This is a genomic window from Enterobacter cloacae complex sp. P27C (assembly GCF_014895705.1).
Lineage (GTDB): Bacteria > Pseudomonadota > Gammaproteobacteria > Enterobacterales > Enterobacteriaceae > Enterobacter > Enterobacter bugandensis.
This window is the reverse complement of sequence record NZ_JADBQB010000008.1, coordinates 194791-208976: the sequence shown is the minus strand read 5'-3', so window position 1 is coordinate 208976 and position 14186 is coordinate 194791. Positions and strand designations below refer to the sequence as shown.

General features: G+C 56.2%; 13 protein-coding genes. 4 read left to right on the top strand and 9 right to left on the bottom strand.

Annotated elements, in window-relative coordinates:
- Positions 1–28: 28 nt before the first annotated feature.
- The 9 genes from IM291_RS17730 to rpmH all read right to left on the bottom strand — a co-directional run bounded on the left by IM291_RS17730 (position 29) and on the right by rpmH (position 7548).
- Positions 29–595, bottom strand: a complete 567-nt coding sequence (locus IM291_RS17730; RefSeq protein WP_003861147.1) for an NADPH-dependent FMN reductase — start codon at positions 593–595, stop codon at positions 29–31.
- Between the two features lie 36 nt (positions 596–631).
- The gene (locus IM291_RS17725; protein ID WP_192971860.1) at positions 632–1378 is read right to left on the bottom strand and encodes a 4'-phosphopantetheinyl transferase superfamily protein; all 747 of its coding nucleotides are present in this window, start codon (positions 1376–1378) and stop codon (positions 632–634) included.
- 122 nt (positions 1379–1500) lie between these two features.
- Positions 1501–2472, bottom strand: a complete 972-nt coding sequence (gene yidZ / locus IM291_RS17720) for an HTH-type transcriptional regulator YidZ (RefSeq protein ID WP_028014928.1) — start codon at positions 2470–2472, stop codon at positions 1501–1503.
- Complete coding sequence (locus IM291_RS17715) at positions 2441–3616, bottom strand: MFS transporter (RefSeq protein ID WP_192971859.1); 1176 nt, start codon at positions 3614–3616, stop codon at positions 2441–2443. Before IM291_RS17715 ends, yidZ begins: the two co-directional genes overlap by 32 nt.
- Before the next feature lie 111 nt (positions 3617–3727).
- Positions 3728–5092: a tRNA uridine-5-carboxymethylaminomethyl(34) synthesis GTPase MnmE gene (gene mnmE / locus IM291_RS17710; protein ID WP_028014930.1), complete on the bottom strand. Its 1365-nt coding sequence runs from the start codon at positions 5090–5092 to the stop codon at positions 3728–3730.
- Positions 5093–5164: 72 nt separating this feature from the next.
- Entirely contained in the window at positions 5165–6808 is a 1644-nt protein-coding gene (yidC, locus tag IM291_RS17705) for a membrane protein insertase YidC (protein WP_028014931.1), read from the bottom strand.
- A gap of 2 nt (positions 6809–6810) precedes the next feature.
- Positions 6811–7068, bottom strand: a complete 258-nt coding sequence (gene yidD, locus IM291_RS17700) for a membrane protein insertion efficiency factor YidD (protein WP_001307474.1) — start codon at positions 7066–7068, stop codon at positions 6811–6813.
- Positions 7032–7391, bottom strand: coding sequence for a ribonuclease P protein component (rnpA, locus tag IM291_RS17695; protein ID WP_014072458.1), 360 nt, complete (start codon positions 7389–7391; stop codon positions 7032–7034). The genes yidD and rnpA overlap by 37 nt, the downstream gene beginning before the upstream one ends.
- 16 nt (positions 7392–7407) lie before the next feature.
- Positions 7408–7548, bottom strand: a complete 141-nt coding sequence (gene rpmH, locus IM291_RS17690; RefSeq protein ID WP_000831330.1) for a 50S ribosomal protein L34 — start codon at positions 7546–7548, stop codon at positions 7408–7410.
- Positions 7549–8147: 599 nt separating this feature from the next.
- On the opposite strand from rpmH, the gene dnaA reads away from it, so the two are divergent.
- Genes dnaA through gyrB form a run of 4 tightly spaced genes read left to right on the top strand, consistent with a single transcriptional unit; the run spans position 8148 to position 14160 of the window.
- Entirely contained in the window at positions 8148–9542 is a 1395-nt protein-coding gene (dnaA, locus tag IM291_RS17685) for a chromosomal replication initiator protein DnaA (RefSeq protein ID WP_032644944.1), read from the top strand.
- A 4-nt stretch (positions 9543–9546) separates the two neighbouring features.
- Positions 9547–10647 (top strand): DNA polymerase III subunit beta, encoded by a 1101-nt coding sequence (gene dnaN, locus IM291_RS17680; RefSeq protein ID WP_008500170.1) that lies wholly within the window; start codon positions 9547–9549, stop codon positions 10645–10647.
- Entirely contained in the window at positions 10647–11720 is a 1074-nt protein-coding gene (gene recF / locus IM291_RS17675; RefSeq protein WP_045260850.1) for a DNA replication/repair protein RecF, read from the top strand. The genes dnaN and recF overlap by 1 nt, the downstream gene beginning before the upstream one ends.
- 28 nt (positions 11721–11748) lie before the next feature.
- On the top strand, positions 11749–14160 hold the full coding sequence (gyrB, locus tag IM291_RS17670) for a DNA topoisomerase (ATP-hydrolyzing) subunit B (protein WP_028014934.1): 2412 nt from the start codon (positions 11749–11751) through the stop codon (positions 14158–14160).
- The last annotated feature ends 26 nt before the right edge of the window (positions 14161–14186 follow it).

The window sequence follows — 14186 nt, the reverse complement described above, 5'->3', positions numbered from 1 at the left end:
CAGGGTGAGGGCATCAGGCCGCTCCGGCTTACGCCTTCACCCGCTTAATATAATCCCCAAACGCGGTCAGCTGGCCAGAGAGATGGTCACGCGTGCTCTGATCCACCACTTCACCCGTCTGCGGGTCAACCTTGTTTTGAATCACACCGCCCATAAATTCCGGCTTGTTCATCACCATCGCATCCAGGAACACCAGGATCTGACGCAGGTGATACTGGCAGCGTGCGCCACCAATCGCGCCCATTGAGCTGGTCTGGATCAGCACCGGTTTGCCAGACAGCGGCTGCTCCGGTAAACGGGATAACCAGTCAATCGCGTTCTTCAGGCCACCCGGAACCGAGTAGTTATACTCCGGCGTGACAATGACCACACCGTCGGCCTGGCGGATCTGCTCGGCTATCGCCTCCACGCTCTGCGGGAACCCCTCTTCCTGCTGGACATCTGCATCATACAGCGGGATATCGCCAATAGATGGCAGGGCGCTAATTTCCATACCTGCCGGGGCCAACTGCGGCAGCGTGCGGGCAACCATTCCGTTAAATGAACCTTTGCGCAGGCTTCCCAGTAACGTAACTACTTTCAACGTATCAGACATGATTACTCCTGTTTCATCATGATGACCCTGATTGGATCAGCTATGGGTAAATGCTTTTTCTGCCGGTAAACTGGTTAAACGCATCAGGCGTGCGGCGGGCTCGTTGGCGCGCTCGGGCACATCCGGAAGGCTATTCCATCCCTCTTTACTGTCAAATTCCCAAATCTTTAGCCGTTCGATGGCTGGGCTAACTGCAACAGACCATATCAACACATCTTCTGCATCGCTGAGCGCCTCTACAAGCGTAGCTTTAGCGGCACGCAGGCGTCCGGAGCCGGGCAACAATTGCAACAGGCTGGCGTCGTCTGAAGCGCATCCGCAGAGTTTGCGAATACTCTGGCGCAGGGTGATGAGCTGGGCTCTGGCCTCGACGGAGTCGTTCTGGTTGCGTACCCACAGCTTCTCATTACTGGAGAGCGGGTAGTCATCGTGCGGGCTTGCGCCGTGGAAGCTCCGCGTCGCACGCTGAAGCTCCATATCCAGCCCGCAATCCCCTTCGGTGGTCAGCGCCACGCCAATGATATTGCCCGTATAGGCAATGGAAAAACGGGGGAGTTCCGGGTCAGCAAAGACCGGGCGGCCTTCTGGTTGCGTGACGATCTCCGGGAGTTCGCTGGTGCCGTACAGCATAAACAGCAGTTCTGCGAGAAGTGCTCTCGAGGCTAAAAACCGCGTCCTGCGGTGTTCGGGGAGTTTGAGCGCCTCACTGTGACAGGCTGAAGAGAGTCTGGCCGATACGAGACGTCCTTCTGTAAGTATCCCTCTTGCAAAGTGCGTTGCCATTTTTCGCTCCTTGATAATGGTCGTAATCGGTTAAACGGTTACATGATTATCGCTTAACTTGACTCCTGTTTTAATCAGTAAATCGGAGTAAGAGAAGCCTGAAGGCCGAACTTTACATTTTCTTAGGCAAAAATTGGATCGCTGCCACCGTACAACGCCTTGATGGTCTCCCGCAGCCAGAGGATTTTCGGATTATGGCTGTTCCGTTTATGCCAGATCAGCGTGAAGGGAACGGTCAGCTTTTCAGCCTGCGCTTCGTCAATGGGAATAGGAAGCGCGATCAGCTTCCGCTGGTGGAGTTCATTGTAGTGGCGGCAGTAGTGGGGAGCCGTGGCGATATAGTTATGGCCGGGCTGCGCCGCCATAAACATCGACTGCTCAAAGCCCGGCAAACACATGGCAATGTTTCTCTCCCGCCCCATCTCTTTTAGCACCTCATCCAGCGCCCAGGTGTCGCTCCGTTCCCAGAAGATACTGATATGGGGATAGCGCAGGAAGGTCTCCAGATTCCACTCCTCCTGCAGAGCGGGGTGGTCCTCACGCAAATAGACGTATGGACGGTCGCTAAACAGGATTTCGTAGTCGATAAACCACGGCATCAGCTTCAGTAGTTCACGCGAGCGCGGGTGGGTTTCGCGACCGGTGAAGCCAACGTCCACTTCCCCGCGCGTAATGGCGTCCAGCGAGTCGTAATCCCAGTGACGCATCTTCACCGTCGCCTGCGGATAACGCTGGTTCACCTGCTCAAGCAGGGCGTTAAAGCGGATGAGCATCAGCGGCGTTTCGGCGGCCAGCACAAACGTCAGCCCGCCAGGCGAATCATGGTGAGATTTATCGAGGATCTGGTTGCCGATCTGCATCCAGTCGGCCAAATCCTGCTCCAGGCTGACCGTCAGCGGCGTAGGCAGCAGCCCTAACGGCGTTTTGACAAACAGCGGGTCGTCAAACCAGTCGCGCAGCCTGGCCAGCGATTTACTCACTGCCGACGGCGTCACGTTCATCCGCTTCGCGGCTTTGGTGACGCTGCGCTCCTGCAGCAAAAGCTGCAGGCAAAGCAACAGGTTAAGATCGAGACTGCTGATGGGCTTCTTCATACTGTGCCGCGGGCTGGATGACCATAAGTAAGGTGATGCAGACTATGCTACAGCCAATCAGAATCCCGATCAGCATATTGAGCGCGTTAAGTCCGATGACCGCCGCCAGCCATATCCACAGAGACGAGCCGCAGACCTGCGCGATCCCCAGCACCGAGCTTGCCACGCCTGCCCGCAGCGAGAACGGGCCGAGCGCCTGACTCATCGCCACGCCAAAGCCAACCGAGAACCCGGCACAGATGAGCGTAATGCCCACCAGCATCAGCGCATGAGAGCTGGTGGTTGCCAGAACCACACCTGTGGCGAGAAACAGTACTTGAGAGGTCAGCATCAGCGTGCGCTGGCGGAAGAGATTCAGCGCGAAGGGGGTAGAAAATGAGACGGCCATACTGACCATAGCGGTTAATGCCATTACCGTGGAATACTCACCGCGATCGAAACCCATGGTCTCCATCAGCAAAACCGGGGAAACGTTTACATACGTCAGGATCACCGCCACGCTTAACGTGGTTACGGCCAGACGGCTGAGGAAAAAGCGATTGAGAAGTTTCTCTGCCGGATGAATGGTCGCGGTATGGCTGGGATTCTGCGAGCCCGGGTGGGTCTCTTTCAGTACGGCGATCGACAGCACAAAGACCAGGGCGCCCATTGCAGCCATGGTCCAGAACAGGCTCTGCCACGGGAATTTCAGCATGATCAGATAGCCTACAACCGGTGCCAGCACCGGAATGATGCAGGTTATCCCGTTCAGCATGGAGAGCACCTTAGCACGGCGCTGGGCGCTTAAGGTGTCGCGCAAAATAGCAAACGCCACCACGTAACAGCCGCCGGCACCAATGCCCTGGATGAACCGTCCTGCCAGGAACAAGGTGCTGTTCTGTGCCTGTGAGCAGAGAAGAGAGGCCAGGGCAAAGATGATGGCTCCGGTTATTGCGACGGGCTGACGGCCAGCCTTATCCGCGATCTTCCCGGCAAAGACCATCGACGACGCCATTCCTGCGAGGTAGGCCGAAAACGCGATATGCAGCTGCGCTTCGCTGGCACCCAGATCGCGGGCGATGTGCGGTAATCCCACCAGATACATATCAATACCCGACGGATAAAGCAGAACTAATGCGAAACTACAAAACAGAAAACGCGCCATAAACCCCCCATAAATGCAGGCAAGCAGAATAGGGGGTGAAAAGGGTTAAAGCGAGTTGCCATTTGGACAATGGTGATTTCCTGAGAGGAAATCACCATCAATTAGCGGAAACTATTTACCGATACAGAAGCTCGAAAAGATCCGTCCCAGCAGATCGTCCGACGTAAACTCCCCGGTGATCTCGCTTAGATTCTGCTGCGCCAGACGCAGCTCTTCCGCCAGCAGTTCACCCGCCCACGCACCAATCAGCTGCGCTTTGCCCTGGTCAAGATGGCGTGCCGCCTCTTCCAGCGCCTGCAGGTGACGGCGACGCGCCAGGAAGCCGCCTTCCATGCTGGTATCAAAGCCCATGCTCTGCTTGAGATGGTTACGCAGGGCTTCCACGCCTTCCCCTGTACGTGCCGAAAGGCGAATAAGTGAGTGACCATTCACATCGCTGATGCCCAGCGTTTCGCCGGTCACGTCTGCCTTGTTGCGCACTACGGTGATCGGCAGTTTGGCCGGCAGACGGGCGATAAAGTCCGGCCAGATCTCCGCCGGGTCAACGGCGTCGGTCGTGGTGCCATCTACCATAAACAGCACGCGGTCGGCCTGCTCGATTTCCTGCCAGGCGCGCTCGATACCGATGCGCTCAACCTCGTCGCTGGCATCGCGCAGACCCGCGGTATCGATAATGTGCAGCGGCATCCCGTCGATGTGGATATGCTCGCGCAGCACGTCGCGGGTGGTCCCGGCTATGTCGGTGACGATCGCCGCTTCACGGCCCGCCAGGGCGTTCAGCAGGCTCGATTTCCCGGCGTTAGGGCGACCAGCAATGACGACCTTCATCCCTTCACGCAGCAGGCTGCCCTGACGCGCTTCGGCGCGGACGGCATCCAGATCGCTCATCACCTGGTTCAGCTGGGCTTCGATTTTACCGTCAGAGAGGAAGTCGATCTCCTCGTCCGGGAAGTCGATAGCCGCTTCGACATAGATTCGCAGGTGAGTAAGTGCTTCCACAAGGTGATTCACACGTGCGGAAAACGCGCCCTGCAACGAGTTCAGCGCGGAGCGGGCCGCCTGTTCAGAACTGGCATCGATCAGGTCAGCAATCGCCTCCGCCTGCGCCAGGTCGAGCTTGTCGTTCAGGAACGCACGCTCGGAAAATTCGCCCGGCTTCGCAATGCGCAGGCCAGGCAGGGTCAGAATACGTTTTAACAGCAGGTCGAGGATCACCGGACCGCCGTGGCCCTGAAGTTCCAGCACGTCTTCGCCGGTAAAGGAGTTCGGGCCGGGGAACCACAGCGCAATGCCCTGGTCCAGCGGCGTGCCGTCGGCATCTTTAAACGGCAGGTAATCAGCGTAGCGCGGCTTTGGCAATTTACCCAGCACCGCTTCAGCCACCTCGCGCGCCTTCAGGCCGGAGATGCGCAGAATGCCTACACCACCGCGTCCCGGTGGGGTTGCCTGGGCGACGATAGTGTCGTTATGGCTCATGGTTGCTCTCGTTCAATACAAATAAAAAAGGCGGTCAATCGACCGCCCTTATTTTAGCGTTATCTTACCGAATCAGGACTTTTTCTTTTCGCGGCTATGCAGGCCACGTTTTTCCAGACCACGGTAAATCAGCTGCTGCTGGATGATGGTCACCAGGTTGCTGACGATATAGTACAGCACCAGACCTGACGGGAACCACAGGAAGAACACGGTGAAGATGACCGGCATAAAGGTCATGATCTTCTGCTGCATCGGGTCGGTCACGGTGGTCGGAGACATCTTCTGGATGAAGAACATCGTCACGCCCATCAGGATCGGCAGGATGTAGTACGGGTCCTGTGCGGACAGGTCATGGATCCACAGAGCGAACGGTGCGTGGCGCAGCTCAACGGAACCCATCAGCATGTAGTACAGCGCAAGGAAGATTGGCATCTGAATCAGCAGCGGGAAGCAACCACCCAGTGGGTTCACTTTCTCTGCCTTATACAGGGCCATCATTTCCTGGCTCTGACGCTGTTTATCATCGCCCAGACGCTCACGCATCGCCTGAATCTTCGGCTGCAGCATGCGCATCTTCGCCATGGAGGTGTACTGCGCTTTGGTCAGCGGGTACATGATGCCACGAACGATAAAGGTGATAACGATGATGGAGAAGCCCCAGTTACCCAGGAAGCTGTGGATGAACTTCAGCAGCTTAAACAGCGGCTGAGAGATGAACCACAACCAGCCGTAATCAACGGTCAGATCCAGGTGCGGCGCGACGGCAGCCATTTTGTCCTGAATTTCCGGGCCGACCCACAGGGTGCTTGCCAGCTTACCGGTTTGACCCGGCTGAACCAGAACAGGCTGTGATTTGTAGCCGATGGCTGCAATACCGTTGCCCAGGTTCGCGGTGTAGAAGTTATTCGTACCGTCGTTATTCGGGATCCACGCGGTCGCGAAATACTGCTGCAGCATTGCGACCCAACCGCCTTTGGAGCTGACGTTCAGGTTTTCGTTATCGGCAATGGTGTCGAATTTGTATTTCTCGTACTTCGCATCAGGCGTGGAGTACGCCGCGCCACGGAAGGTATGCAGCGCAAAGTTGCTGCTTCCGGTGTCACGGTGTGACGGCAGATTGATGGACTGCTTCAGCTGACCGAAGGTAGACAGTTCCAGCGGTTTCGCACCGGCGTTCTGTACGCTGTAGCCCACGTTCACCGCATACTCACCGCGTTTCAGGGTGAAGGTTTTGGTGAAGGTGTTGCCTGCCGCGTCGGTGTAGGTCATCGGGATAACGAGTTCGTTCTGGCCATCGGCCAGTACAAAGGTGTCGTTCTCGACGTTATACAGTGGACGCGCACCGTTAGCCGGGTTGTCCGGGCCATCACGACCGGTCAGGCCGCTCTGCGCCTGATACAGAAACTCCGGTGTGGTTTCCAGTAACTGGAACGGTTCGTTAGACTTCAGCTCTTTCGGGTAGGTCAACAGCAGCGCCTGCTCAACATCACCACCACGGGTGTTGATAGTCAGCTCAAGCACATCGGTCTTAACCGTAATCTGTTTCCCCTGGCCACTGGCCGGTACGCCCTGGTCGGCGGCGCTACCCGCTGCGGTGGTCGTGGTCTGCGTGGTCTGCTGCTGGGGTTGAGGATTTTTATCCTGCTCCCATGCCTGCCAGATCATGAAAGACACGAACAACAAAGCGATGATAAGAAGATTGCGTTGCGAATCCATCGTTAGTGTTCTCTGGTATCAAAAGGTCCTGGGGGGACGGGGTCGTCTCCACCGGGGTGTAAAGGGTGGCATTTTAATACGCGTTTCACCGTCAACCAACTGCCTTTTATCACTCCAAACCTGCGCAATGCCTCAATTCCGTAGCTTGAGCATGTTGGTGTGAAACGGCAGTGCGGCCCGAGTAGCGGACTAATCAGGCGTTGATAGACCCGAATGAGGGCTATCAGGACCCGTGAGCCAGGCGACAGTGGCGGCGCCATAATTTTTCCAACGCTTCCGAGAGAGCACGGTTATCGAGGTCGGCAACCCCCTTTTTAGCCACCACCACGAAATCCATAGAAGGCAGTTCGTGCTGACGTAAACGGAAGCTTTCACGCGTCAGACGTTTAATCCGGTTGCGTTCATGCGCACGCTTAACGTTTTTCTTAGCGACTGTGAGACCGATGCGGGGATGCCCCAGCGAATTTTGGCGGCCGAGGATGGTGATTTGCGGCGTGCCAGCCCGTTGTGGCTGCTGGAAGACGAAAGTGAAATGAGTGGGAGTTAACAAACGTAACTCCCTGGGAAATGCTAGCTTAACCACTCAGGGGTTAGCTTTATTACTTGGAAACGGTCAGACGAGCGCGGCCTTTAGCACGACGACGTGCCAGAACCTGACGACCATTTTTAGTAGCCATACGAGCACGGAAGCCGTGAGAACGGTTGCGCTTCAGTACAGACGGTTGAAAAGTGCGTTTCATGGCGATTTCTACCTAAACTTGAAAAAATTCATGACTTTTGCGGATGCCCGACCGAGTTTCGAATGACGGACGCCGAAGCCGTGGGTGATTAAAGAGGCCGGATTGTAATAATTGTACACTCCGGAGTCAATTCTCTTTCCTTATTTCCCGCGTATTTCCGCACGATTTCGCGTGGAAAATGAGCAACGGACGACGCAGGAAGATGAGCATCACGCGCCGGGTCGAGGATTATACGGCCTCGCCAACAAAGCGCAAGGATCGTCCCGGATCTTCGTTAGATCATTTAAGCAATAAATTGTCGCTGCTCATTAAATTTTCCAATATGCGGGCTAAATCGCGGGGCACTCGCGCCAGGATCGTTTACACTTACCCGGTTTCGGATCTTCCTGTGGATAAATCGGGAAGAATCTGTGAGAAACAGAAGATCTCTGGCTCAGTTTACGCTATGATCCGCGGTCCCGATCGGGATCCCAGGATCCTGGTCAGGATAAATTGCAGATAGCAATTCGCACGTCCCCCTTTACACAGGGTCATGTCGATGTGCGCCAACAATCATGAATATTCAATAGTTTTCTTTTATTGTTCGAGTGGAGTCCGCCGTGTCACTTTCGCTTTGGCAGCAGTGTCTTGCCCGATTGCAGGATGAGTTACCAGCCACAGAATTCAGTATGTGGATCCGCCCGTTGCAGGCGGAGCTGAGCGATAACACGCTGGCTTTGTATGCGCCAAACCGTTTTGTGCTCGATTGGGTAAGAGACAAGTACCTTAATAACATCAATGGCCTGCTGAACGATTTTTGCGGGTCAGATGTCCCACAGCTGCGTTTTGAAGTGGGCACAAAGCCGGTCACCCAAACCGTACGTGAAACCGTGAATGTGGCTGCGCCCGCTCAGGCTGTTCCGGCTCCGGCGCCTCGCGTTGCACCTGCTCGTCAGGGCTGGGATAACGTCCCTGCCCCCGCAGAGCCAACCTACCGCTCTAACGTTAACGTGAAACACACGTTCGATAACTTCGTTGAAGGTAAGTCGAACCAGCTGGCGCGCGCGGCAGCCCGTCAGGTTGCCGATAACCCCGGCGGTGCTTACAACCCGCTGTTCCTGTATGGCGGCACGGGTCTCGGTAAAACGCACCTTCTGCACGCGGTGGGTAACGGCATTATGGCGCGTAAGCCGAATGCGAAAGTGGTGTATATGCACTCCGAGCGCTTCGTTCAGGACATGGTAAAAGCCCTGCAAAACAATGCGATCGAAGAGTTTAAACGCTACTACCGTTCCGTTGACGCGCTGCTGATCGATGACATCCAGTTCTTTGCCAATAAAGAACGATCGCAGGAAGAGTTTTTCCACACCTTCAACGCCCTGCTGGAAGGTAATCAGCAGATCATTTTGACCTCGGATCGTTATCCTAAAGAGATCAACGGCGTTGAAGATCGTCTGAAATCCCGCTTCGGCTGGGGCCTGACCGTGGCGATCGAGCCACCGGAGCTGGAAACCCGCGTCGCGATCCTGATGAAGAAAGCCGATGAGAACGACATCCGCCTGCCGGGTGAAGTGGCGTTCTTTATCGCCAAGCGCCTGCGCTCCAACGTGCGTGAGCTGGAAGGGGCGCTGAACCGCGTTATCGCCAATGCCAACTTCACAGGTCGTGCGATCACCATCGATTTTGTGCGTGAAGCGCTGCGCGATTTGTTGGCATTGCAGGAAAAACTGGTCACCATCGACAATATTCAAAAGACGGTGGCTGAGTACTACAAGATCAAAGTGGCAGATTTACTGTCTAAACGTCGTTCCCGCTCGGTGGCGCGTCCGCGTCAGATGGCGATGGCGCTGGCAAAGGAGTTAACCAACCACAGTCTGCCGGAAATCGGCGATGCGTTTGGTGGCCGTGACCATACGACCGTGCTGCACGCCTGTCGCAAGATTGAGCAGTTACGCGAAGAAAGCCACGACATAAAAGAAGATTTTTCCAATCTAATCAGAACATTATCATCGTGACGCTATGAAATTTACCGTTGAACGTGAACATTTATTAAAACCGCTGCAACAGGTGAGTGGCCCATTAGGCGGCCGCCCAACGCTGCCTATTCTCGGAAACCTGCTGCTTCAGGTCGCGGACGGTACGCTGTCGCTGACCGGTACAGATCTGGAAATGGAAATGATCGCGCGCGTTACGTTGACGCAGCCGCACGACGCGGGCGCGACCACGGTTCCGGCACGTAAATTCTTTGATATTTGCCGCGGGTTGCCGGAAGGCGCTGAAATCGCCGTGCAGCTGGAGGGCGACCGCATGCTGGTGCGCTCTGGCCGCAGCCGTTTCTCGCTCTCCACGCTGCCCGCTGCGGACTTCCCGAACCTGGACGACTGGCAGAGTGAAGTTGAATTCACTCTTCCGCAGGCGACGATGAAGCGTCTGATTGAAGCCACGCAGTTCTCCATGGCGCATCAGGACGTTCGTTACTACTTAAACGGCATGCTGTTCGAAACCGAAGGTGAAGAGCTGCGTACCGTCGCCACCGACGGCCACCGTCTGGCGGTCTGTTCCATGCCGATTGGCGACTCGCTGCCGAACCATTCGGTGATCGTGCCGCGTAAAGGCGTGATTGAACTGATGCGTATGCTCGACGGCGGTGACACGCCGCTGCGGGTGCAGATTGGCAGCAATAACATCCGTGCCCACGTGGGCGATTTTGTCTTCACTTCGAAGCTGGTTGATGGCCGTTTCCCGGATTATCGCCGCGTATTGCCGAAGAACCCGGACAAAACGTTGGAAGCGGGCTGCGATAGCCTCAAGCAGGCGTTTGCCCGCGCGGCGATTCTCTCGAACGAGAAATTCCGCGGCGTACGTCTGTACGTGAGTGAAAACCAGATCAAAATCACCGCCAACAACCCGGAGCAGGAAGAGGCAGAAGAGATTCTGGACGTTACCTACGCCGGGGCTGAGATGGAAATCGGCTTCAACGTCAGCTACGTGCTGGATGTGCTCAATGCACTGAAATGCGAGAATGTGCGCATTCTGCTGACCGACTCCGTTTCGAGCGTACAGATTGAAGATGCGGCCAGCCAAAGCGCGGCTTATGTTGTCATGCCAATGAGACTGTAATGTCGCTCACCCGTCTGTTGATCCGCGACTTTCGCAATATTGAAAGCGCGGATCTCGCTTTATCCCCCGGCTTTAACTTCCTGGTTGGCGCGAACGGCAGCGGCAAAACCAGCGTGCTGGAAGCCATCTATACGCTCGGCCATGGCCGGGCGTTTCGCAGTTTGCAGATTGGTCGCGTCATTCGCCACGAGCAGGAATCCTTTGTTCTGCACGGGCGTTTGCAGGGCGCAGAGCGGGAAACCGCCATCGGCCTGACCAAAGACAAGCAGGGCGATAGCAAGGTGCGCATCGACGGCACCGACGGCCATAAGGTGGCGGAGCTGGCGCTGCTGATGCCAATGCAGCTGATTACGCCCGAGGGGTTTACTTTACTCAACGGCGGCCCCAAATACAGAAGAGCGTTCCTCGACTGGGGATGCTTTCACAATGAAGCCGGTTTCTTTAACGCCTGGAGCAACCTGAAGCGTTTGCTTAAACAGCGTAACGCCGCGTTACGCCAGGTCACGCGCTACGCCCAGCTGCGTCCGTGGGACATGGAACTCATCCCTCTTGCGGAACAGATAAGCCGCTGGCGTGCCGAATACAGCGCGGGTATCGCCGAAGATATGGCCGACACCTGCAAACAGTTTTTACCCGAGTTCTCTCTCACCTTCTCCTTCCAGCGTGGCTGGGAGAAAGAGACGGATTATGCCGAGGTGTTAGAGAGAAGCTTCGAGCGCGATCGGATGTTGACCTACACCGCGCACGGCCCGCACAAGGCGGATTTCCGCATTCGTGCCGACGGTGCGCCGGTGGAAGACACGCTGTCGCGCGGGCAGCTCAAGCTCCTGATGTGCGCGCTACGCCTGGCGCAGGGGGAGTTCCTCACCCGTGAGAGCGGACGACGCTGCCTGTACCTGATAGATGATTTTGCCTCGGAACTTGACGACGCGCGGCGCGGGCTGCTTGCCAGCCGCTTAAAAGCCACGCAGTCGCAGGTTTTCGTCAGCGCCATTAGCGCTGAACACGTTATGGACATGTCGGACGAAAATTCGAAGATGTTTACCGTGGAAAAGGGTAAAATAACGGATTAACCCAAGTTGAAATGAGCGAGAAACGTTGATGTCGAATTCTTATGACTCCTCCAGTATCAAAGTCCTGAAAGGGCTGGATGCGGTGCGTAAGCGCCCGGGTATGTATATCGGCGACACGGATGACGGCACCGGTCTGCACCACATGGTATTCGAGGTGGTAGATAACGCTATCGACGAAGCGCTCGCGGGTCACTGTAAAGACATCGTGGTCACCATCCATGCGGACAACTCCGTCTCCGTTACCGATGACGGCCGTGGCATCCCGACCGGTATTCACCCGGAAGAGGGCGTCTCTGCTGCGGAAGTGATCATGACCGTACTGCACGCAGGCGGTAAGTTCGACGATAACTCCTATAAAGTTTCCGGCGGCCTGCACGGCGTAGGCGTTTCCGTAGTAAACGCCCTGTCGCAAAAGCTGGAGCTGGTTATTCAGCGCGAAGGCAAAATTCACCGTCAGATCTATCAGCACGGCGTGCCTGAAGCCCCGCTGGCCGTTACCGGTGATACCGATAAAACCGGTACCATGGTGCGTTTCTGGCCGAGCCTTGAAACCTTCACCAACGTCACTGAATTCGAGTACGACATCCTGGCGAAGCGCCTGCGTGAACTGTCGTTCCTGAACTCCGGCGTCTCTATTCGCCTGCGCGACAAACGCGACAACAAAGAAGACCACTTCCACTACGAAGGCGGTATCAAGGCGTTTGTTGAGTATCTGAACAAGAACAAAACGCCAATTCACCCGAATATCTTCTATTTCTCCACCGAAAAAGACGGTATCGGCGTGGAAGTGGCGCTGCAGTGGAACGACGGTTTCCAGGAAAACATCTACTGCTTTACCAACAACATTCCACAGCGCGACGGCGGTACTCACCTTGCGGGCTTCCGTGCGGCGATGACCCGTACCCTGAACGCCTACATGGACAAAGAAGGCTACAGCAAAAAAGCGAAAGTCAGCGCCACCGGTGACGACGCCCGTGAAGGCCTGATTGCCGTGGTCTCCGTGAAGGTGCCGGATCCGAAGTTTTCCTCACAGACCAAAGACAAGCTGGTTTCTTCTGAGGTGAAATCGGCGGTTGAGCAGCAGATGAACGAACTGCTGAGCGAATACCTGCTGGAAAACCCGAACGATGCGAAAATCGTGGTGGGCAAAATTATTGATGCGGCACGTGCCCGTGAAGCGGCGCGTAAAGCCCGTGAAATGACCCGTCGTAAAGGCGCGCTGGACCTGGCAGGCCTGCCGGGCAAGCTGGCTGACTGCCAGGAACGCGACCCGGCACTGTCCGAACTGTACCTCGTGGAAGGGGACTCCGCGGGCGGTTCTGCGAAGCAGGGCCGTAACCGTAAGAACCAGGCGATCCTGCCGCTGAAGGGTAAAATCCTCAACGTTGAGAAAGCGCGCTTCGATAAGATGCTCTCTTCTCAGGAAGTGGCGACGCTCATCACCGCGCTCGGCTGCGGCATTGGCCGCGACGAGTACAACCCGGACAAGCTGCGCTATCACAGCATCATCATCATGACCGATGCGGACGTCGACGGCTCGCACATCCGTACGCTGCTGTTGACATTCTTCTATCGTCAGATGCCTGAAATCGTTGAGCGCGGCCACGTCTACATTGCCCAGCCGCCGCTGTACAAGGTGAAGAAAGGCAAGCAGGAACAGTACATTAAAGATGACGACGCTATGGATCAATACCAAATCGCGATCGCCCTTGATGGCGCGACCCTGCACGCGAACTCCAGCGCGCCGGCACTGGCAGGCGAGCCGCTGGAGCGTCTGGTCTCCGAGTTCAACGCCACGCAGAAAATGATTGGCCGTATGGAACGCCGCTATCCAAAAGCGCTGCTGAAGGAGCTGGTCTATCAGCCAACCCTGACCGAAGCCGATCTGAGCAACGAGCAGGCCGTGACCCGCTGGGTGAATACCCTGGTGAGCGAGCTGAACGAGAAAGAGCAGCACGGCAGCCAGTGGAAGTTCGACGTTCAACAGAATGCGGCACAGCAGTTTGAGCCGATTGTTCGCGTGCGTACTCACGGCGTCGACACCGACTACCCGCTGGAGCACGAATTCGTGACCGGCCCGGAATACCGCCGTATCTGCACCCTCGGCGAGAAGCTGCGCGGCCTGATCGAAGACGATGCCTTCATCGAACGTGGCGAGCGTCGTCAGCCGGTAGCAAGCTTCGAGCAGGCGCTGGACTGGCTGGTGAAAGAATCCCGTCGCGGTCTGTCTATCCAGCGTTATAAAGGTCTGGGCGAAATGAACCCGGATCAGCTGTGGGAAACCACCATGGATCCGGAAAGCCGTCGCATGCTGCGCGTCACCGTTAAAGACGCGATTGCTGCGGATCAGCTGTTCACCACCCTGATGGGCGATGCGGTAGAACCACGTCGTGCGTTCATTGAAGAGAACGCGCTGAAAGCGGCGAATATCGATATTTAACAGTCGCTATCCCGCATGAAAACTGG